The organism is Neptuniibacter sp. QD29_5 (genome assembly GCF_047778125.1).
GTDB lineage: Bacteria > Pseudomonadota > Gammaproteobacteria > Pseudomonadales > Balneatricaceae > Neptuniibacter.
In genome coordinates this window covers 3,016,927-3,036,443 of the sequence record NZ_CP180556.1, presented here as the reverse complement: position 1 = coordinate 3,036,443, position 19,517 = coordinate 3,016,927, and the positions used below count along the sequence as shown (strand labels likewise).

Here is a 19,517-nt window from a genome sequence, read left to right as displayed (position 1 = left end):
ATCAGAACAATAGTATAGGTCTAATACTGAGTTTATTCTTTAAAGCTACTGTTAGTGCTATTACTTTTGATTGAATGTAGTGAGACACAATTAAGTTAATTGCTCGGTTATATGCGGAGATGATGCAGTAGCCGTAAGCCTGTCTTTGAAGCAGTTGCTCGGCTTCTAAATTCATCCCTATTGCCTCTAGTTCGTTAGCGACTGGAATTACCAGTGGCGAAATTTGTTTTGCATACTCATCTTTACTCATTACGATACTCATGACTTTGTACCCCTAGTACTTTTGTTTTTTTCTGAAAAAGAGATGCTTGCCTGCAATTGCATTCTTAATTCATGCAGGCGATCAGGGTGGAAAAAACGTTCGTATTTGAAGTTCGAATACCGACTCAGTATCAACTTCAACAAAGCGACTGTGCGCTTGGTTACAGGAACCGCCCGGTGATAGATTTTTGCTGTTCTACTTACTTCACTTTCTTTGGTGAAATAGCCTTCATCACACAGCCATTCACTAAACTTCCAGGCTGGAACATCTCTGGTCAGGCCATGTATTTCCTGTGCAAATGCCCGGACGAAATTACGACGCAGAATTGCATCTGATTTATCGCCTGGCTGTATCCGCATTCCACTCCCACGTACTGCTAAAGATGTCTCGATGAAGTCATCCCAGCTCTCCCAGTCTTCAATCTCCTTAAGGCAGTTCTTTTTGCGCCAAGCATCAAAGCGTGTGCGGTAATAATCTCCTACCTCCAGAGAGCGGTGGGGCTCTGTATCACAGGCGATATGTTGAAAGCCCAGTGTAGAAATCAACCGTGGGTTGATAAGTCTGCGTTTGCAATCAGGCTCCAGATTCATGAATTGCATTTTTTCATTCATGATCAGATCCTTATGTTCAAGCACCTGTGTACGTGTCGACGTTAGCGAGCTTGCATCCACTTTTGCGCCTGGATGCCGTTCCAGATAAAGCATCAGGAAATACTCGTTATGGTCATCTTCGTAGTCAGGTACTTTGACACCGGCTTTAGCGGTGATTTTCTTCTCTTCCCAGCCTTCAGCTTCAAGTGCTGTTGCTTGTCCGCGTGTCTTGGCGACTATGACCTGAGTAGCTCGGTTCTTCTCTTCTAGTATCTCACCACCGTCAGGATCAATATGGCTGTATAACTCACGAAAATAGCTGCAGACGGGGCCATCCAATTTAATCTTATCCAGTGGAGCATTAGTGAGAAAACCATCAGTGGTCACTGAGACTGCCCGATAAGGCTCTTCAATACTGTTCAGCATCTCACACATGACCGCCCTGCCAACGCCTGTCACATGCATTGCAAAGAGAGCATTGGTGATCTCTGAAGGTGGTATTTTCTTGCTAATACCCGTTTGCACTTCAAGCTGACGCTTGCCGCGAAGACCCTGTGCGAGCTTGCCGTAGAGGCTATTCCCCAATTCTTTCCAAAGCTTTTCAAAGAGTTCCAATGATTTTCTTTGATTTTCAAGGCTTTCCTTTTTACTTTCAAAGGGTTGCAGTGGCTCTGTATTTTCCAGCTTCTCGCTTTTGCCGTCCATAATGTTGGCAATATGCCTACCCAACTGTACTTCCTGTTCTTTAAGTTCGGCAGCTTGTTTCTTCAGGTACAAGCGTTTGCCGCGAACAGTTCGCATGAAACGCTTGAATATACGAGGGCTGCCAGATTTCCAAGGAATGACGAATCCATAAATAATCTCGATTTTTACACCCAGATTAACCGCTACCTCAATTTCCTGTGCAGTACAGTGTGATATGCCCTCGCGTACAAAGAATAAGCCTCTGTTATTTGATGCTCTCATGGGTAGAGGAGGGTATTTAACATGAGCTGGCACAGAGAACTTAACCTTGGCCATGCCGCAGATATCACCCTTGAAGTCGTTTACGTCCTTTGTCTCCTTGAATAGCTCATAATCAAGCTGGCGTAACCCCATCGCAATGGTGGTATAGAATGAAGGGCCATCGTAATCATGCCAGGTACCTTCCTCCGTCGGACCGCTGTGGAATGCTTCGTTACGACCACCGTGATAGCATTTGATTGCCATACATTCTAAGACTTCAAGAGCATCCTCTGGGATGCGCTTTTTAACGGTGCGAGGCCCTTTATTAGGATCGTCCTTGTTATTCCACTTCAGAATAGATTCACGGGTATAGCCGAACAGTTCATCCAGTGTGTAGCCTACTGGCAGAGTATGTTTGAAGGATTTAACAGCGGTGCCACCCAAGGTGAAGGGAATGCGATCAACCCCCAGTTCTTGCTTTGCAAAGGCAATCATTAGATCCATGAAGAGAGAACAGATCATCGCATCATTGATGGCATAAGCTTCAAAAAGCTCTGGATTATCAATCAGTAGCTGACCCATGTTCCTTATGTAATCGTCAGATATCTCAATCTTCTCGCAGCCTACTAACTTGCCTATAGCTGCAAGACTCTGCCTACCAGCAGGGGTCAGCAGTAACGTGTCGTAGAATGAGATATTGACCGTATGAGCATGACCATTAGGATCGTAATAGGTGATGTCTTCAAGTTTTACTCGTGAGGCACCAATCTCTTCAGGATCTACTCCGTAGGTATCTTTCAGGCTGGCAACGGTCTTACGAATACCACTGATTTTTGTTTTGAAATCATGGAATGCTCCGGCAAACGTAAATAGGTCTGCTCTCAGCCAATGAGCCGCTACAACGATTTCGTCACCTGATTTGGGTAGCGCTTCAATAACGCACTTTTTAAGCGCGTCGTTTAATGCTGTACCGATGTATTTCTCGAATCGGATACGACCTTCTACACGCTTGCTGTCTGTATAAATGATGCCAGAACAGCGCTTACCTTTGTGAGAAACAACATACTGGTAGCTGAGGATTATATTGCCGTCCCCAGCGTCATTAACCTGATACTCAGTATCCAGACAAACGATTATTACGTCAGAGTGCGAAACTAACTTCCGTCTGCGTTGTCGTGCATATTTACCCAGCTGCTTCTTCAGGTACTTCTGAGTACGTGTATTCAGCTTGGCAATATCATTAATCGGTATTTCCCCGGGTGGTCTAGGGTGCTTGAATTCGCGCACATCGAATTCATAGGGCGAAGCTGAAATATCCGCCCCATGAGTGTCCGGTAATTTCCTATCAGGAGTCGAGAACCCCATAGGTTTAAACTGAGGTATACCCTCCTCAGCCTGAGTAATGTCTGATTGATCCATAGTGGTATCTCCAGAAATAAAAACGCCCCGAAGGGCGTGGTATGTGGCGTAGAATTATTGGTAAGGCTTAAACAAAGCCATGCTCTTTAAAATCAATTTTGCCGTCACCACCCTCAAGGCGGTCCATTACCGCATCTGAAAGCAGGTCAGACAGCAATTGCGCTTTCTTAACATCCTCCTCTGGGTGCCAGTACATCAGTTCATTGTTAGAGTTTGCGACTGCAACGCCTGTTTTCAGGGCAGTTACAGAACACACCTTATTTGCATCAAAAATGCCGTTAATTCCGCGAACTAGAAGTGGTTTACTCATTGTCTTATCTCCATAAATATCAGTTTGGTACGCCACATACCGGGTTTAAATAAGGCCAGTGACTACAGCCACTGACCACCTGGTTAAAACTGTTTGTACTGATTGCGCCGCTCCATTTCGGCTTCAGCTTCAGCACGTGCTTTTTCTGCTTGCTTCGCCTCCCACTCAATCACGTCGGATAGACGGAAGCGGATAGGGCTGTTCTTCCCTTTGCCAAGTTTGAAAAATGGCGGCACCGAATCAGGCTCACGCGAGCAGGCCGTGTTAATGGACTCGACTGAGCGCTGTTGGCGATCTGCGAGCTGTTGTTTAGTCAGAATTTCATGCTGCATCGGGGGCCTCCTGTTGCATGAATGATTCAGAATGACTGCCCAGTAACGACTGGGCTGTATCTTCGCTGGCTTCTGCCAAACGAGCGTCTTCGTGATAGCAATACCGCTCAGTAACGGCAGTACTGCTGTGGAAAAGTGTTTGCTGAACTAAGCGAATATCCCCGGTTAGCTTCAGCTGTCGGGAGCTGTGCGTCCTGCGCAGATCATGGATAGTCCAGTGCTTATCAATACCTGTCTGTTCCTTCATGTACTCGCGAATGATCTGGTAGGTCTCGCGTGGGTACGCGATGTGATGACCATCCTTAATAGCAGATGGAAACAGGAACTGGTTCCAGGAACGTTCTGCGCATTTGAGAAGAACTTGGCGTGTAGGACCGTTTAACTGGACGCTGTAACGATTTCCGTTTTTAGTCTCTGGGAACGTGATAACGGTAAACTCAGGATCCAGCATGTCTCGGGTGATACTGATGACATTACCTATTCGCCAGCCACTGAAGAGCGCGACCAATAGGGATAGAGCCTGAAAGCTATCCAGCTCAACCGCTTTATCGATGAAGTGGTTAATTTCAGCATCCGATAACACTCGTTGACGCGCAGGAGACTCCGGGCGACGAAGAATGTTTTTACACGGGTTTTCACTACAGATACCTAAACGGACTGCAGTAGCAAAGATACGAGACATAGCTGAGTGGTAGCGGTTTACAGTACTACCTTTACACTCCTTAGCTATCTCGTTCAGGAACTTGTTGATCTCATAATGCGTGAGACTACGTACTTTACGCTTCCCAAACTGTTTACGAATGCGAGTTAAACGACGTTTGAACCCCTTAATATCGCGATTGCGCCCCAGCATTTCTGGTAAAACATGATCATCAATCAACTCATTAACAGTTAAATCCTGGCCGCGAAGAACTTGACCAGTCTCGATCTCAAGCATCTTTTCACGATGCAACTTGTCGTAGATTGACAAAGGTAACGTTGGCGAACTGCCAAACGTACCTTTATATCGAGAACCATCGTGGGATTTGTCATAGCCCAGAGAGATCTTGTTGGCATAAAAGGTCACTTTCTTGTTAGGATGACCTGTAAAGCCGCAAACAATAGGCGGCTCACCTGCAGCCGGGCGTTCATGCTCTCTTACAGCCTTTTCAGTGAATGGTATAACCATTAATTCAACCTCGTAATTCATGAAAAATGATGTAACAAGGCGAACTTTACGGATCTTTAGTCAGTTAATATTTTCAGTGCAAACAGGGTTTTGAGTTTTTGCCGCTTCCAGGTGTTAAAAAGCGGCTTAGATCAAGCCCTAAAGCGGGCAAATAGGATGGGATTAAGTTGAGGGGATATCAGTTAGACGTTTAATAGTGCGGCGCAGATAGCCTTCATCTAAGTCATGCTGATACGCATCTAGCAATTTCTTTACGGCATTTGCCAAGCCTTCTTCTTCCTGGCTAGTTAGTTTTAGGATGTTCGTCTCAAAGCGTTCTTGATAATCCAATCTCATTGCCGCTCTGATAGCCAAGCTTTCAAACTCCCTCATGGTAAAGCCCTTATCGGGAGAATTACTCTCAAGTATCGTTTTTACTGTTTCAAAGTAATCGATGATTGGCTGTCTATTCATCATATTTTCTACGTACCTATCGGCATCTTTAGCTGCTTTAGAGCGAACGCGTGAAATATGTGCAGCCTTGGAATCTGCTATTAGTTTCTTCTGTTTATCATCTCTCTTTATGACAGAGGCAAGGTGTTCCCGTAATTTGATTGCCGTATCTATTTGGGTAGAGGCTATATTAAGGTCACCGCATAATAATGAAGATTGAGCACCTTCTAGATAGTTCAGTGCTGATGCCGCTAAGACAGCAGTCGGCTTAAATTTACCTTTAACAGCTGAAAAGTCTGGGTAGAAATCATCATGATTCAGCGCTATGAACAGGGCCTGTTCGAAAGTATATTCAGGTGAGCGCTTTGGTTCAGGTAACCTATAGCGATTACAGAACCCGCTATCTATGACCATTCCGCAATCAGCTTTCACATCCTTAATCGCCTGATCAACCGCTTGGGCAATCAACCCTTGAGAGCGTTTGTTGCAATAAGGTCGTAATTGTTCGGTGAGCCATTCAGCTTGCGAGGCAAGGTGTTCTTTTTCAGCGATTTGCGATGACATACCTCTATATACCCCAGTAAGCTTATTTTGAAATCGCTACAACCCTTGGAATATAGGGGCTGTAGGAACAAGGTATCTGCGATAAACAAAAGAGAAGGGCATGTTTATCGCATCAGAGTTTTGATTATTCTTCTTCGGCTTCGAATAACTCTCTGGAATTCCAGGCTTCAGAAACAGGGATATGAGCATGTTTCAGGCATTCATTTTTTAAGCGTTTAACTAGGAAGGCTTTAGTGTCAGAGCGGAGTCCTTCAATACCTTCAAATTGCAGAGAAAGATCCCATTCGGCCACAACTCCTTTCTTATACTGTTCAACCGCTTCGTCCAAAGATTTTACTTGTGTGGTATAGCCGTAACAGTAATCCCTGAATTCAAAGCAACCCGGAGCTATTTCTTCAAATCCTAGATCACACGAATCAGACAGATTCTCTTCTGCTAATCCCTGCCAATCCCAGTCGTTATCATCCCATTTGGGTTCTCCAACTGGCTTCTCTGACAGTTCACTGTTCCGAACGTCAAATTGATAAAGATATCTCTGGGTGACCATCGCTGACATAGCAAATCCCTGCTCGGACCGTGAACCGCCTACACCACTGTGGCGTTCCATTTCGAAGGAAACAATGCCGTTATCATCTACTTGGATCTTCTCAGCCCGTTTCAGAACTTTGTCCACGGATAAGCCGAATTCATGTCTGTTTTTCTCTAGGTAGGCAATTACTGGTGATAGAGGGGATGTGCTCACAAATAGTCTCCTTACTACATGGAAGGGGTATTGAAATACTGTTTTAACTTCGGACCAGTATTTCGTGGGATGTAAATAAAGTCCACGAGTTTCTACTGATCTCCATCAGACATCTATAAATATCAATAAGAAAACTCGTTGGTGAATGAAGTTATGGCTTATAAGGATATCTTCGAGCAGGCTGAATCGTTCAAGAAGCATCGTATACAAGCAATGTGATCGTTTAGTCAGTTTGAAAAGAAATACCCACCCGACTTTGACTGAAGTTAGCACCTGAAACAACCAACAAATCGTTATAACTGCCCGGCAGAGCTAAACCCGCTCTGACCGGGATTGTAATGATTCCATGAACGTTTTAGGTGCTAAGCATGAACCCCATCCACTATAAGCTGACCAATGGTCAGTACATCGGCGATCTCAACCTTCAAATCAATCCAGATAACTACGTTACTCACCTCTGTGCTGATACAGGCATGGGTAAGTCCTCATGGGTGATTGACCATCTATTTCAGCAGGGGAATACCTTGTTAGTAGTGCCACAACTGGCACAGATCAAACAGCTTGAACACAAGTACAGTGAACGAAAAGACATTGAGTTTATCTACGGGGGTAACACTGAGTTAAGTGATTACCCATCCAATATGGTCTGTACCTTCGACCAATTGCGGGCTATCCAATCGAAACTTCATTGTCACCACTACATGCTGGTGGTGGATGAAGTTCATAAGCTCTATCAGGCCGCGAGCTATCGGACAGAAGCCGTATCCCAGATAGTCGATGCCATCATGGAAGAACGGTTTAACAATGTACTGACCATGAGCGCAACATTCACGTCTGAACTGGTTCCTTACCGGATAGATTCATGGATAGAAGTCAGCAGAATCCAAACCGTAGCTAGACAGATTAAGCTCGAACTTTACCCTGATCTCTATTCCATGGAAGAACAAGTGATCTCACAGATTGATAGTAGTGACCACGGTCCTACTGTTGTCCGCATCAATAGCAAGAAAGACATCATTGCTTATCAGAAGGTACTGGAGAAAAGAGGGCTGAATTGCCTCGCGGTTAATCGCGATATACAGGCTACAGATGCCGTCTCTACCATGTTGAAAACAGAAAGCCTGGAAGGCTATGACGTGGTACTTACCACCAGTTTACTGGATGAGGCTATCAATATTCAGGATGAAGTTATTAATGAGTTGATAGTCTTCAACAACCAGATTCACCCGGAGGAATTAAGACAGTTCGTTGGCCGATTCAGAAACTGTAATCCGCAAGTAAGGCTTTGCATACCGAAATACTTACTGACCGGTAAAGCCAAAGATCTCAATCAGGTAATGAAATCTAATGCCTCAGTTGTTAATGCAGCAGAACAGTTAGCCGAAGTGATCCTAATGGAATGCGACGCACTCCAGACAGTCCGTAAAGCTAATGAGACATTAAAGGCGCTTTTTGGCTTCGAGCCATTGCGACTCAAGTATGGCAAAGTCGTTGCGAACGATGCGGGTGTCATGGCTAAGCTTTATCAGGCAGATATCAATCATTGCTATCACTCGCTCACTACGTTGGAGAAGGCAATGAAGCGTGCATTCCGCAATATGAGCTGGGAGATGAAGGAGGTCGATTGCGGAGGGGATGGTAAAGATGCGGCAGCCTTCGATGCCGCTTATGAAGCTATTGCTGATGACTGGTTTGGAGCATTGAATAACTGTAAATCCGCTGTCAGTCAGGAAATCGCTAAACATAAACAGGATGGGCAGTCCGCTCTGAATACATGCGAGGCATTGGTCAACTGTACGAAACGATTTTCACCTGAGTCATTGGAGTTGGGCATTCTCCAAAATTGGTGGCACTTACATACAGAAGTGATGCCCGATCTGTGGGAGGCGTTTGATGCCATAGAGCAGGATCGAGCAGTGAAAATCTGGCAGTTCCACAATTCCGCTCGAAGTAACCTATACATCGAACCGTTATTACTCCAGTTAAAGCAAGTCCCGCTCGGTACTGCTATGACCCTGGCTGAAGCCAGAGAATGCATACTGAATGCATTACGTCAGGTCAGTAAACAATATCCGAATTTTAAGGATCTTGTAGTCAGCTCAAGTCTCTCTGGCGTGACTGTAAAACGGAACAATCATTTTGACGTTACGGATCGGTATGTGCGCTTTATCTTCCGTGAGTACACAGCAACACGCCCGGTAAGATCAAATAACAAGGACAGAATCGTATTTAATGGCATCGGCCCGTATGGCTATAGATATCGAATCGTGGAATCAGGGATAGATACTAAAAAGAATAAGAAACCCGTAAAAAGGCTTCGTAGGATCAAACTAACCGCTTAATAGATAGCCATGTACTTAACCCGGAATCCGGGTTAAGTACTTTGTGTCTAGATGGTTCATTTTGATTGCTATTGTTCGAGGAATTGGCGAATGAGCAACCTGACTTGCTGGCTGACAGGCCTAGCTTCATTCTCGGATGCAATTCTTAGCAACTCTGCCTCCTGTTCTGTCAGATAGAAGCTCATGCGTATCTTGGTTTTGGCTGCTCTCGGCCTACCACCAACTGAATGTTCGAGCTGTGCTAACGTCTGTAACTTCATTTGCTGCGCTCTCCGATTGCAGTGATACGGTCATAAACAGCATTATGTTTTTGTACTGTTTTCTGGAGCATGTAGAGCCCTTTAGCATTCTGGATATTCAAAAGCCACTCGATCCCGTCACGACTTATACGGTCAAACAAAGTGGTTTCCCGAATTGAGTAAATAGGCGTTCGTCCTACGGCTGACAACAATAGATCTCTCGAAGCTTCATATTTTTTCTGGTCCCTGAAGTGATTAATGATTATCACAATGGGTTTGCCAGCATCCTGAAGCAATTCATACGTTTTTAGCGTAGCTGCGATACTGCGAGAATCTGTACGCGTAGGAATGATGATTACATCGCAGAAGCGGGCTGCATGCGCGATCTTTGTATCTAGCAGAGTAGATAGAGCCCCAAGGTCAAACACCGCATTTTCCAGTTGAGCCAGATCAGCGGGGATTTTTTTCTTGTTGAGAGGAATCTGTATGAAATCCTCTATCGCGGGTGGAGTGATGTCGTTAGTGATGTACACACTACCAGTGTGGGCAGACAAGTTAACGGAGATCGAACTCTTGCCAACGCCTCCTTTCATGGAGGTTACTAGGTACTTCATGGTGATAACCTGGCAAATTAATAGAATGGCGAAATTGCCGCTATTAATTTGTTGGGCTAGTGGGGACCAAGTTTAGTACTAAACTTGTACCCCTGTAGTCCACTGAGGTGCTAGTGGATATTCACACCCAGCCAAAGGCTGAAGACCACCTGGACGTTCAATTCAGGCATGCTTTATTCATGAGTTACTGTTCGTCCGTTATCAGTTATAACTCTGTTGTAAAGAAGGCAGCCCCCTCTATGAAGTACATCGGAAATTGATAAGTTTCAGGTAGTCGGTTTCCCTTAAAAATAATGAATAAAAAGACTACTTAGCGAGACTGACTGAGACTGAGTCATAAACTGCCGAAGACAAGGGATTAGAAATTCACTTCAAGGATGAATTGAGGAGAGAAGAAGCTCTTCATATCTTGTTGCGCCGCTTGGCGCGGCGCAAGAGAAAAAAGAAGTAGGGGAGCGAGCTGGCGCTCGCTCCGGTCTATTAACTTACTTTTTCTGGTTCGTTTTCGGATTGTCTCTGCTGTTCAAGCTCCATTGCTTTAATGATGCAAGCCATCAGCAATGAGAGCCCGAAAGTAGCTCTGGGTGATAAATCTAATCGTCCGGTATCATCACCCGATTGAAGCTCTTTTAATGCAGACAGTGCACTGATTACATTGATATAGGTATCAACGGGCAAGTCTGCAATCAGTGGATTGTCACTCATCGACCTTCTCCACAGTTACCTCAACGTTGAAAACGCTTAGGTGGTAGTAGCTGATGAAGTTCTCCTGAAATATGCTGAAGAGCTCTTTGGCTTCTACCAGGGTTACAGGTTTTGCATAGCGAACTTCGCAGATGTCTGCATGAATGTCGAAGTCTATCTCTTTAGCCAGTTCGGTATTCCAGCCAGATCCAACAAAAGAAAAGTCTGTCAGGTAATCCAGTTCGAATCCGGACTGATGGCGAGACAAGCCAATCTCCACAGGGTGATAGCCTCCAAGTTCAGGTGAGTAGTCCGGATCTCTGAAGTTGAACACAATCGAAGTCATATGACTTACTGGATCTAGATTCGGATGAGCCTTATCCAATTCATCGTTCAACAGTTCGATCAGTTGATGGGAAACAGGCAGCACTAAGCCGTCCGTTAATATTGGCAGTTTCATAGAAGTAACCTGTGAGTTTTTGTGTGTAAGGTGGTATTGCAAGAGTGGGTTGTATGCGCGGGAATAGTTAGGTACTTCGCTTCAGAAGCGCAGTTGAGCGTTTATCAAAATCATCAGCCAGAACATGAAGGAATGTGCTTTTCTCGGAAGCTTTAATTAGCTTGATATCCGGTGCTCGCAAAATGGCAGCGAGAAAGGAGCTGTTATTGGATGACTTACCTACCATACATTCCTTCAGCACTGAGGATTTAAACGGATGACCAGCTTGACCAGATAAGGTAGTAATTATCTTATCTAAGGGGATCATCTCGCGCGAATGTAATCCACCTCCATCGGTATCCGAAATTTGTAAGTAGTTCTTTTTCTCTTCAGTCTGGTGGGCTAGTTGGAAGTAAATCTTGCCGGTTGATTTTGGGCTGAGCTTGTCAGCAACACCTCGTTCAATCAGGATTTTGTAATTCTCATCAGGGTTACTGGTCTCTCTTCTCTGCTCAAGCTTTGTAGCGTTGTCAGCAGATGGCTTAGTTTTTTGCGGGGACATAATAATCACCTTCAGTTTTCATTTATTAGTGAATTTGCTTGTGACTCATGGTGTGACTGGACTTGGCCAGAGATGGCTTTTAGTGCTGCAGTGATAACCGCCAAGTCATCTAATAGACCAATCACGGGTGCCACATCAGGCACTGCATCTAATGGAGTAACCAGATAGATCAGAGCGGCTACGATGATGGCTTTTGTCTTAGCGGGTACGTCAGCATCTGTGATGAGGACATAGAGCAGTGTGGCTTTATAAAGGAGCTCTTTCGCGCCGTTAATCTGTTTTAGTTTGCAGAGCAGTTCGTCTATCGATAGATCAGACATCAGCTAACTCCTGACAGAGAGGGCTGTCGTTATGTATCAACAGGTAGATACCGGACCCTTCATCAGAGAACACAGCTAATGCCAGTTGATAATCTTCACCAATCGGTACGACGAACTCTGGATAGTCCAAGGCAAACTGCAATTGCGCCTGAACTTCATCAGTCGCGGTTCTGAATGTGCTGTGATTGTCATCAGCTTTTAGATGAATGAAGACTGTGGGTATCTCCAGCCAGTACTGCTTAGCTAAATCTTCTGAATCAAAGCCCTCTATGAGGTGCCTGATAGTTTCAGAGTAGATGTCCTCAGTTAAATTGAATGTGCCCTTATCAGGCCAAGTCGTTGTGATTTGCATGGTTTTCTCCGGGCAATAAAAAAGGCCTTACCCCAAACAGGTAAGGCCTTTAGTTATGGTTGGTTGATGGTTAACGCACGAGCTCGCTGAATGCATCGCTCACATTTCTCTGCCTCTCAACAGTTTGCTTGCTGTATCTGGCAGAAGACTGAATGCAGAGATGCCCAAGCTGGTACTGAACATCAATCAGTGATTTGCCTGCTGAGACCAAGCAAGAAGCCACAGAATGTCTCAAGTGATGGGGGACTAAGCCCTCAAAGTCTTTAATACCTGCATTCTTTAAGACTTTCAAAAAGGCGATACGGAAGCTGGAGATTGGATTGCCAGGTACTCGACCGGCAAACAGGTAAGGGTTGCCCGGTACTGGTGGTGTCTCGTTGATAATCTCCATAGCAAGATCTGAAAGATAAACTTCACGGCTTTGGCCGTTCTTAGTCATCGGTAAGTAGAGGATCTGGTTCTGCTTATCCAGATGCTCATGCTTGGCTAATCTCAGCTCTCCGCTTCTGCAGCCAGTGACAGCGAGTAGGGCAATAATTCCACCAATCTGCTTGTTGGGATAACAGCGAGCCTCAGTTATTACTGCTTTTAACTCTTTAGCATCCAGAAAGCGCATCCGGATATTGTTTTCCCTGAGCTGTTTAACCTTCATGGCTTCATTGCTATCGATAACATCCATGCGAAGTGCCAATTGCCCCATGCACTTCAATACAGCTATCACTCGATTACAGGTAGCAGGAGCTAAAGCCTTCCTGTGAGAATTGGCAGAGTTGAGATCCAGTTGAAGTTGCAGGACGTGAGATGCTTTCAGATCTTTAAAGAGAATATGGCCGAATCTGGGTTCCGCATGGAGGCTGAAACGTGTGATTTCATGCTTCCATGAGCGTGTGTGCTTCTTCTGGTAAGGCAGGTAGGTGTTCCAGAAAAACTCTGAGACAGTCGGGTGATTACTGATTTCTTCTTTTTCAGCTTTAGGGTCAACCCCTTCTGCAAGCATTGCTCTGTAGTGTTGCGCCGCTTTACGAGCTGTCGCAACATTTATGTCAGGGAAGCGACCCAAGGAAATGCTGCGCTTTCGGGATTGATAAACATATCTCAGAAGAAAACGTTTACTCCCAGCTTTCTTGCTGGATAGGCACTTTAAGCCTGTGATCTCTGTATCAGAGAACTCCAGTTCAGTACCCTTGGCGTTTGATGGGTTGGTTGGTAAAGCCCGGATACGGGCATCAGTGAATTTGAATTTCGTATTCATGAAACCTCCGGAAATGGATATCCGGAGATTTCATATATAGTTATTCAGAGCTTTAATACGGTATGTAGGGACGGTAGAAATGAACGTTAGAAGCATTCATTACTTGTTTTTTTTAGTATGGTATCACTTTCAAAACCTGTCACTTCTGTGGTTGGGGTGATATAACACCTTTGATGAGATCACTCGTTTCACAGTGATAGCCACTGTTAATAGGCATTTGGGCGGTATGTTAAGTGGTGTTTGATAGAGTTTGTAAAGTCTGTATATCTGTCTTTATTTTAGTCACAGTTATCTGTTCTTATCTTCTTGATACAGGACTAAGTCTTTACCAGAGTCGACAAGACTTTTTTATAGCTGAACTGGTTAACTCACAAGCTTCTGCAATCGAGCGAAGGCTATCACGGTCACTTTCTTCAACAAGAATTTTAGCCCAAGAGATCCAGCAAAATGGGGGACTTTTCGATGGGTTTGAGGAATATGCTGACGAAGTCATAAACTCTATTGGGGGTATTTCCAATTTACAGCTAGCCCCAGATGGAGTTATTCAGTTCATCCACCCATTAGCCGGTAATGAAAAGGCTATAGGACATAATATATTAAAGGACGATCGCCGAAAGAAAGAAGCTCTCATGGCCCTTCAAGAGCAGTATATGACCCTAGCAGGGCCTTTTGAACTAATTCAGGGAGGAGTTGCAGTAATCGGGCGAAATCCTGTTTTCCTTGAAAACCCTTCTACAAAACAAAAGTACTTTTGGGGTTTCGCCTCCGCGCTAATCTTCTTAGAAGATCTGCTTTCTGTTACAGACCTACAAGACTTAGCACTAAAAGGCTATTCATATGAGCTGTCCCGGATCCACCCCGATTCGGGGACAACAGAAGTTTTTGCTTCTTCTGATAAACCTGTTCAAAAAAACTCGATTATAGTTTCAATCGTAGTTCCGAATGGAGAGTGGATGCTTAGGATGTCAGCACCAGCTCCTGTTTCCCCCTACTGGTATTATGCGGGCTACTTAATAAGCGCTCTCATAGCTGCATTTATCGTTTCGATGCTCCGGAAAATTCTTATTCAACCTCAGGTTTTACAGAAAGTAGTTGATCAGCAAACAAAGGAACTTAAGCAACTTGCTCATCATGATCACCTGACGGGGTTGCCGAACAGAATTCAATTAAAAGACTCTGTAGATAGGGTATTTCTTGAATATTCTCGTTACAAATTTTCTGCCGCCCTTTTAATTATAGACCTCGATGATTTCAAGCCGATTAATGATTTGTGCGGTCATGACATAGGAGATGCTGTTCTCAAAATAGTTGCTGACAGATTAAAGGTGGCGATTAGAGATAGTGATGTTGTTGCAAGAATGGGTGGCGATGAGTTTGGCATATTGCTTCAACATGCAGACTCAATCGATGATGTTAACCGATCTATCCAGCATATTATCGGCACGATAAAAGAACCGATTCTTGTAGAGGGGCAGACTTTTAATGTATCGGTGTCAATTGGTATCGCCTATGTCCCTCAAGACGGTGAGGATTATCTGAGTATCTATAAGCATGCGGATATGGCTATGTATGAAGCAAAAGATACAGGAAAAGATCGATTTTATTTCTATGATCATGATCTGCATGTACGTGCTATTGAAAGGATTCAAACTGAGCAATCACTGTCGAGTGCTTTAAAGCATAAGGAGTTTGAGTTATATCTTCAGCCGATTATTTCACTTTCTAAGCAGGAATTGAGTGGCTACGAAGCATTAATTCGTTGGAATCATCCAGTCAAAGGCTTGCTTACCCCTAATCACTTTATAGAAGTAGCAGAAAGCTCTGAGGTTATCTTTGGCTTAGGTTATTGGGTATTTTCAGAAGCATGCAAGATTATTCGTGAAAATGACCTTTCTGTTAAAGTTTCAGTTAACCTATCCCCCAGACAGTTTCGTGACAAAAGCTTGATTAACAAGCTTGGAAAAATTATTCATGATTCTCAAGTGGACCCGACCCTTATAGAGCTTGAATTAACAGAGTCCTGTTTCATAGATGATATTGATGGGGCGATTGACACTATGCGAGACTTGATTCAATTAGGGTTGTCTTTATCCCTGGATGATTTCGGTACAGGCTATTCCTCTCTAACATTATTGCAGCGCTTGCCTGTTCATAAACTCAAGATTGATAGAAGTTTCATCAGTGACATCCTAGTGGATGCAAGAGACAGGAGTATTGTAAAAGGGCTTATTGTTATGGCACATGAGCTAGGGCTGGCAGTGGTTGCTGAAGGTATAGAAACCAGAGAGCAACTACAGTTACTCGAAGAGATGGGATGTGGATTAGGACAAGGTTACTTATATAGTAAGCCCAAGCCTCTGAGTGAATTAGTTTTGAACATATAACTACAAAACTATGGTTTGATAATCATATGCTTGATAGAAAGCTAATAACCCTATTCCGATAAATAGAATACCGCTAACTCGGTGGATTAAGTGTAAAGGAAATCTACTCAGTAAAGCCTTACCTGCTACAACACCTGCTAAAGTGGTTGCACTAAGAGCTAAGGTTGCACCCAGCCAGACAGGTATAACTTCATAAGTGGATGCCATTCCTGCAACAGCAATCTGTGTTTTATCACCTAATTCAGCAAGAAAAATCATCGTTAGGGCTGTAGTGAACAAGTTTCGAATGCTCTTATGTTCCAACCGTACATCGCTATCCTCATCGCTGAAAAATAATGCATGAATGCCGAAGGCCAAAAACATGCAACCGGCAAGAATAGCTATCCAAAACTGAGGAATCCATGCAGCTATTGTCCCACCAAGCAAAACCGCTAACAGATTCAGAAGTGAAAACGCGCATATAGCTCCAAACAAAACAGGCAGGGCTTTATAGCGTGCAGATAAGCTCATACATACTAGTTGGCTTTTATCACCAAACTCAGCCAAAAAGATAATGATAAAGGTTGTGCCTGAGATGGATAGAAAGCCGATTAGGTCTGCGTAAAGGTCATTCATTTAATCGAGCCTGTTAAAAGAAAAGGAAGGATAATACTCGAGGGAGAGGTAATAATAAAAACAACTTTTGACGGTTCTTTTATTTTTACATATTAAGGTTGGCAATGGGATTAAATCTGCAAAGGATTAGGCCACATTAATAGGAATATGCCGTAAGGTTTAGGATCAACTAGGGTGGCTGCTGTTGGTAACAGTGCTGCTGTCATCGTACTGAACAGATGCGTTCCCTACATGGCGGCAGAGTATCGTTAGTTGACCCTTATATCCTTAAATTGGTGCTAAATTTCCTAGAGTTTGACCGTAAACCCAGACTTTGACCAATACAGAAGTTTTGAATCTTTGTATAGAACGATGGATTGTGTTGGATTTCTCTGCGCACTGAATCCGCACAGGAAATTTTCGGGTTATGGACCGGGGGCGAGATTTAGACACAAAAAAAGCGGCCATCTTTCGATTCCGCTTCTCTATCAGAGCCCTTATATTACAAGGGTTTTCTCTTGTTCCTCAAAGGGTTGAGGAGGATGGTACCAGCGGCCGGACTCGAACCGGCACGCCCGTGAAGGCAAGGGATTTTGAATCCCTCATGTCTACCAATTTCATCACGCTGGCACTTAAGAGAGGCGTATTATAGGAATCTGAACGCTTGCGTCAATCGATACATTGGAAAAACTGAAAAAAAATCTCTTTTCCGGTACAATGCGCGCCCTTAAGTCCCTTTGATGTTGATATAGAAGAATTCCCTGAATGCAGGTTAAAGATTTTCATTTTGAGCTTCCAGAGGAACTCATTGCGAGTTTTCCTCTAGAGCAGCGTAGCGCTAGCCGTTTGTTATCTGTAAATGGCGATTCTGGTGAACTCAATCACGGTCAGTTTACCGATGTGCTTGAATTGATCCAGCCGGGTGATCTGATGATCTTCAATGACACCCGCGTTATCCCAGCTCGTTTGTTTGGTACTAAAGAGTCTGGCGGTAAAGTCGAGGTGTTGGTTGAGCGTGTTTTAGATGATAAGCGTGCCTTAACCCATGTACGTTCCAGTCGATCGCCTAAGCCGGGTGCTAAGCTGATTCTGGAAGGTGGTATTGAAGCTGAGATGGTTGCTCGTCACGAGAACCTATTTGAGCTTAAGTTTCTAATTGAAGGCGGATTGGTTCAGGCGCTTGAGCAACATGGTCATATGCCGCTACCGCCTTATATGAAACGTGAAGATCAGTTAGAAGATCGTGAGCGTTATCAAACGGTTTATAACAAAAAGCCGGGTGCCGTAGCTGCACCTACAGCAGGTCTGCATTTTGATGATGCACTACTTGCTAAGCTGGATGACATGGGCGTGAAACGTGCTTTTGTTACTTTGCACGTAGGCGCGGGTACGTTTCAGCCGGTTAAAGTCGATAATGTCGATGAGCATGTGATGCACTCCGAGTATATCGAAGTGAGCGAAGAGGTTTGTGAGCTGGTGAAGCAAACGCGTGCCGAAGGTGGTCGTGTGATTGCGGTAGGGACAACCAGTGTGCGCAGCTTGGAGAGCGCGAGCCGCAATGGCGAAATCGAGCCATTATTTGGTGATAGCGATATCTTTATCTTCCCAGGTTACGAATTCAAATCTGTGGATGCGATGATCACCAACTTCCACCTGCCAGAATCGACCTTGTTGATGCTTGTGAGCGCGTTCTCCGGCTACGACAACATGATGAAGGCGTATAAAGAGGCGGTTGAGCAGAAATACCGTTTCTTTAGTTATGGCGATGCCATGTATCTAACCCGTAAAAGTGGTCAGTGATTTAACTGTGTAAATTAGAGGTAAGAGTTAAATGAGCAGAGAATGTTTTATGCAGTTTGATAAGCTGGCTGAAGACGGCAAAGCCCGTCGCGGTCGCTTGCAGTTCCCACGTGGTACGGTTGAAACGCCAGCCTTTATGCCGGTAGGTACTTACGGCACAGTTAAAGGTATGACGCCGCGCGATATCGAAGCGACGGGTGCACAGATTATCTTGGGTAACACCTTCCACCTGATGCTACGTCCGGGTACCGAGATTGTTAAGCAGCACGGCGATCTGCATGACTTTATGCAGTGGAAAGGCCCAATCCTAACCGACTCCGGTGGTTTCCAAGTATTCAGCTTGGGCAAAATGCGTAAGATCACCGAAGAGGGTGTGACTTTCCAGTCTCCTGTAAACGGCAGCAAAGTATTTATGGGCCCAGAAGAGTCGATGCAGGTTCAGCGTGAGTTGGGTTCTGACATCGTAATGATCTTCGATGAATGTACACCTTACCCAGCGACAGAAACCGAAGCGGCTGAGTCTATGCGCTTGTCTATGCGTTGGGCTAAGCGTTCTAAAGATGCACACGGCGATAACCCAGCAGCACTGTTTGGTATCGTTCAGGGCGGTATGTACCCGCACCTGCGTGATGAATCGATGAAAGGCTTGGAAGAGATCGGTTTTGATGGTTATGCCATTGGTGGTCTATCGGTAGGTGAGCCTAAAGATGAGATGGTTAAAGTGCTGGATCATCTTGCCTACAAAATGCCGGCTGAGAAACCACGTTACTTGATGGGTGTAGGTAAGCCAGAAGATATCGTTGAAGCGGTTCGCCGTGGTGTCGATATGTTCGACTGTGTAATGCCTACTCGTAACGCGCGAAACGGCTTCCTATTTACCGATACGGGTGTGGTTAAGATCCGTAATGCCGTAAATAAAACCGATACGCGTCCGCTTGATGAAAACTGTGATTGCTACACTTGCCAGAACTTTAGCCGTGCATATTTGCACCACTTGGATAAGTGTAAAGAGATCTTAGGCGCGCAGTTAAATACCATTCATAACCTGCATTATTATCAGCAGCTAATGGCTGGATTGCGTCAAGCTATCGAACAGGGTAAATTGAGCGACTTTGTGGACGAATTTTATCGTAAGCGTGGCCTTGAAACGCCCGCAATTGACTCCATATAA

At 44.6% G+C, this 19,517-nt stretch carries 20 protein-coding genes and 1 tRNA gene; 4 read left to right on the top strand and 17 right to left on the bottom strand.

Annotated features, from left to right (window positions below; genetic code table 11):
• Position 1: 1 nt before the first annotated feature.
• From ACMXYR_RS14450 to ACMXYR_RS14420, 7 genes are all read right to left on the bottom strand, one after another.
• Entirely contained in the window at positions 2-262 is a 261-nt protein-coding gene (locus ACMXYR_RS14450; RefSeq protein ID WP_415902128.1) for a hypothetical protein, read from the bottom strand.
• Positions 259-3,216, bottom strand: coding sequence for a hypothetical protein (locus ACMXYR_RS14445; RefSeq protein WP_415902127.1), 2,958 nt, complete (start codon positions 3,214-3,216; stop codon positions 259-261). The genes ACMXYR_RS14450 and ACMXYR_RS14445 overlap by 4 nt, the downstream gene beginning before the upstream one ends.
• A gap of 67 nt (positions 3,217-3,283) precedes the next feature.
• On the bottom strand, positions 3,284-3,526 hold the full coding sequence (locus ACMXYR_RS14440; protein WP_415902126.1) for a hypothetical protein: 243 nt from the start codon (positions 3,524-3,526) through the stop codon (positions 3,284-3,286).
• Positions 3,527-3,609: 83 nt separating this feature from the next.
• A complete protein-coding gene (locus tag ACMXYR_RS14435) occupies positions 3,610-3,858 on the bottom strand; it encodes a hypothetical protein (protein WP_415902125.1) in 249 nt (82 codons plus the stop codon).
• The gene (locus ACMXYR_RS14430) at positions 3,848-5,026 is read right to left on the bottom strand and encodes a tyrosine-type recombinase/integrase (protein ID WP_415902124.1); all 1,179 of its coding nucleotides are present in this window, start codon (positions 5,024-5,026) and stop codon (positions 3,848-3,850) included. Before ACMXYR_RS14430 ends, ACMXYR_RS14435 begins: the two co-directional genes overlap by 11 nt.
• Positions 5,027-5,188: 162 nt before the next feature.
• Positions 5,189-6,022 (bottom strand): hypothetical protein, encoded by an 834-nt coding sequence (locus ACMXYR_RS14425; protein WP_415902123.1) that lies wholly within the window; start codon positions 6,020-6,022, stop codon positions 5,189-5,191.
• A gap of 124 nt (positions 6,023-6,146) precedes the next feature.
• Positions 6,147-6,764: a hypothetical protein gene (locus ACMXYR_RS14420; RefSeq protein WP_415902122.1), complete on the bottom strand. Its 618-nt coding sequence runs from the start codon at positions 6,762-6,764 to the stop codon at positions 6,147-6,149.
• A gap of 368 nt (positions 6,765-7,132) precedes the next feature.
• On the opposite strand from ACMXYR_RS14420, the gene ACMXYR_RS14415 reads away from it, so the two are divergent.
• Positions 7,133-9,106, top strand: a complete 1,974-nt coding sequence (locus ACMXYR_RS14415) for a DEAD/DEAH box helicase (RefSeq protein WP_415902121.1) — start codon at positions 7,133-7,135, stop codon at positions 9,104-9,106.
• Between the two features lie 68 nt (positions 9,107-9,174).
• On the opposite strand, the gene ACMXYR_RS14410 is transcribed toward ACMXYR_RS14415, so the two are convergent.
• From ACMXYR_RS14410 to ACMXYR_RS14375, 8 genes are all read right to left on the bottom strand, one after another.
• Complete coding sequence (locus tag ACMXYR_RS14410) at positions 9,175-9,366, bottom strand: hypothetical protein (RefSeq protein WP_415899306.1); 192 nt, start codon at positions 9,364-9,366, stop codon at positions 9,175-9,177.
• Positions 9,363-9,959 carry a hypothetical protein gene (locus ACMXYR_RS14405; protein WP_415902120.1) on the bottom strand — a complete coding sequence of 199 codons (597 nt, stop codon included), beginning with the start codon at positions 9,957-9,959 and terminating at the stop codon, positions 9,363-9,365. The genes ACMXYR_RS14410 and ACMXYR_RS14405 overlap by 4 nt, the downstream gene beginning before the upstream one ends.
• Positions 9,960-10,439: 480 nt before the next feature.
• On the bottom strand, positions 10,440-10,664 hold the full coding sequence (locus tag ACMXYR_RS14400; RefSeq protein WP_415902119.1) for a hypothetical protein: 225 nt from the start codon (positions 10,662-10,664) through the stop codon (positions 10,440-10,442).
• Positions 10,657-11,103 (bottom strand): DUF2787 family protein, encoded by a 447-nt coding sequence (locus tag ACMXYR_RS14395; protein ID WP_415902118.1) that lies wholly within the window; start codon positions 11,101-11,103, stop codon positions 10,657-10,659. Before ACMXYR_RS14395 ends, ACMXYR_RS14400 begins: the two co-directional genes overlap by 8 nt.
• Before the next feature lie 67 nt (positions 11,104-11,170).
• Positions 11,171-11,644 (bottom strand): hypothetical protein, encoded by a 474-nt coding sequence (locus ACMXYR_RS14390; RefSeq protein ID WP_415902117.1) that lies wholly within the window; start codon positions 11,642-11,644, stop codon positions 11,171-11,173.
• Positions 11,645-11,655: 11 nt separating this feature from the next.
• On the bottom strand, positions 11,656-11,964 hold the full coding sequence (locus ACMXYR_RS14385) for a YkvA family protein (RefSeq protein WP_415902116.1): 309 nt from the start codon (positions 11,962-11,964) through the stop codon (positions 11,656-11,658).
• A complete protein-coding gene (locus tag ACMXYR_RS14380) occupies positions 11,957-12,316 on the bottom strand; it encodes a hypothetical protein (protein ID WP_415902115.1) in 360 nt (119 codons plus the stop codon). The genes ACMXYR_RS14385 and ACMXYR_RS14380 overlap by 8 nt, the downstream gene beginning before the upstream one ends.
• Positions 12,317-12,386: 70 nt before the next feature.
• Positions 12,387-13,568 (bottom strand): tyrosine-type recombinase/integrase, encoded by a 1,182-nt coding sequence (locus tag ACMXYR_RS14375; protein ID WP_415902114.1) that lies wholly within the window; start codon positions 13,566-13,568, stop codon positions 12,387-12,389.
• Positions 13,569-13,804: 236 nt separating this feature from the next.
• Here ACMXYR_RS14375 and ACMXYR_RS14370 point away from each other — a divergent pair, with 236 nt between their 5' ends.
• Positions 13,805-15,952 (top strand): EAL domain-containing protein, encoded by a 2,148-nt coding sequence (locus ACMXYR_RS14370; protein ID WP_415902113.1) that lies wholly within the window; start codon positions 13,805-13,807, stop codon positions 15,950-15,952.
• On the opposite strand, the gene ACMXYR_RS14365 is transcribed toward ACMXYR_RS14370, so the two are convergent.
• The gene (locus ACMXYR_RS14365) at positions 15,953-16,567 is read right to left on the bottom strand and encodes a TMEM165/GDT1 family protein (RefSeq protein ID WP_415902112.1); all 615 of its coding nucleotides are present in this window, start codon (positions 16,565-16,567) and stop codon (positions 15,953-15,955) included.
• A gap of 522 nt (positions 16,568-17,089) precedes the next feature.
• Positions 17,090-17,176, bottom strand: a tRNA-Leu gene (locus tag ACMXYR_RS14360).
• A 135-nt stretch (positions 17,177-17,311) separates the two neighbouring features.
• Here ACMXYR_RS14360 and queA point away from each other — a divergent pair.
• Positions 17,312-18,346 carry a tRNA preQ1(34) S-adenosylmethionine ribosyltransferase-isomerase QueA gene (queA, locus tag ACMXYR_RS14355; RefSeq protein ID WP_415889388.1) on the top strand — a complete coding sequence of 345 codons (1,035 nt, stop codon included), beginning with the start codon at positions 17,312-17,314 and terminating at the stop codon, positions 18,344-18,346.
• A gap of 31 nt (positions 18,347-18,377) precedes the next feature.
• Complete coding sequence (gene tgt, locus ACMXYR_RS14350; protein ID WP_415885909.1) at positions 18,378-19,517, top strand: tRNA guanosine(34) transglycosylase Tgt; 1,140 nt, start codon at positions 18,378-18,380, stop codon at positions 19,515-19,517.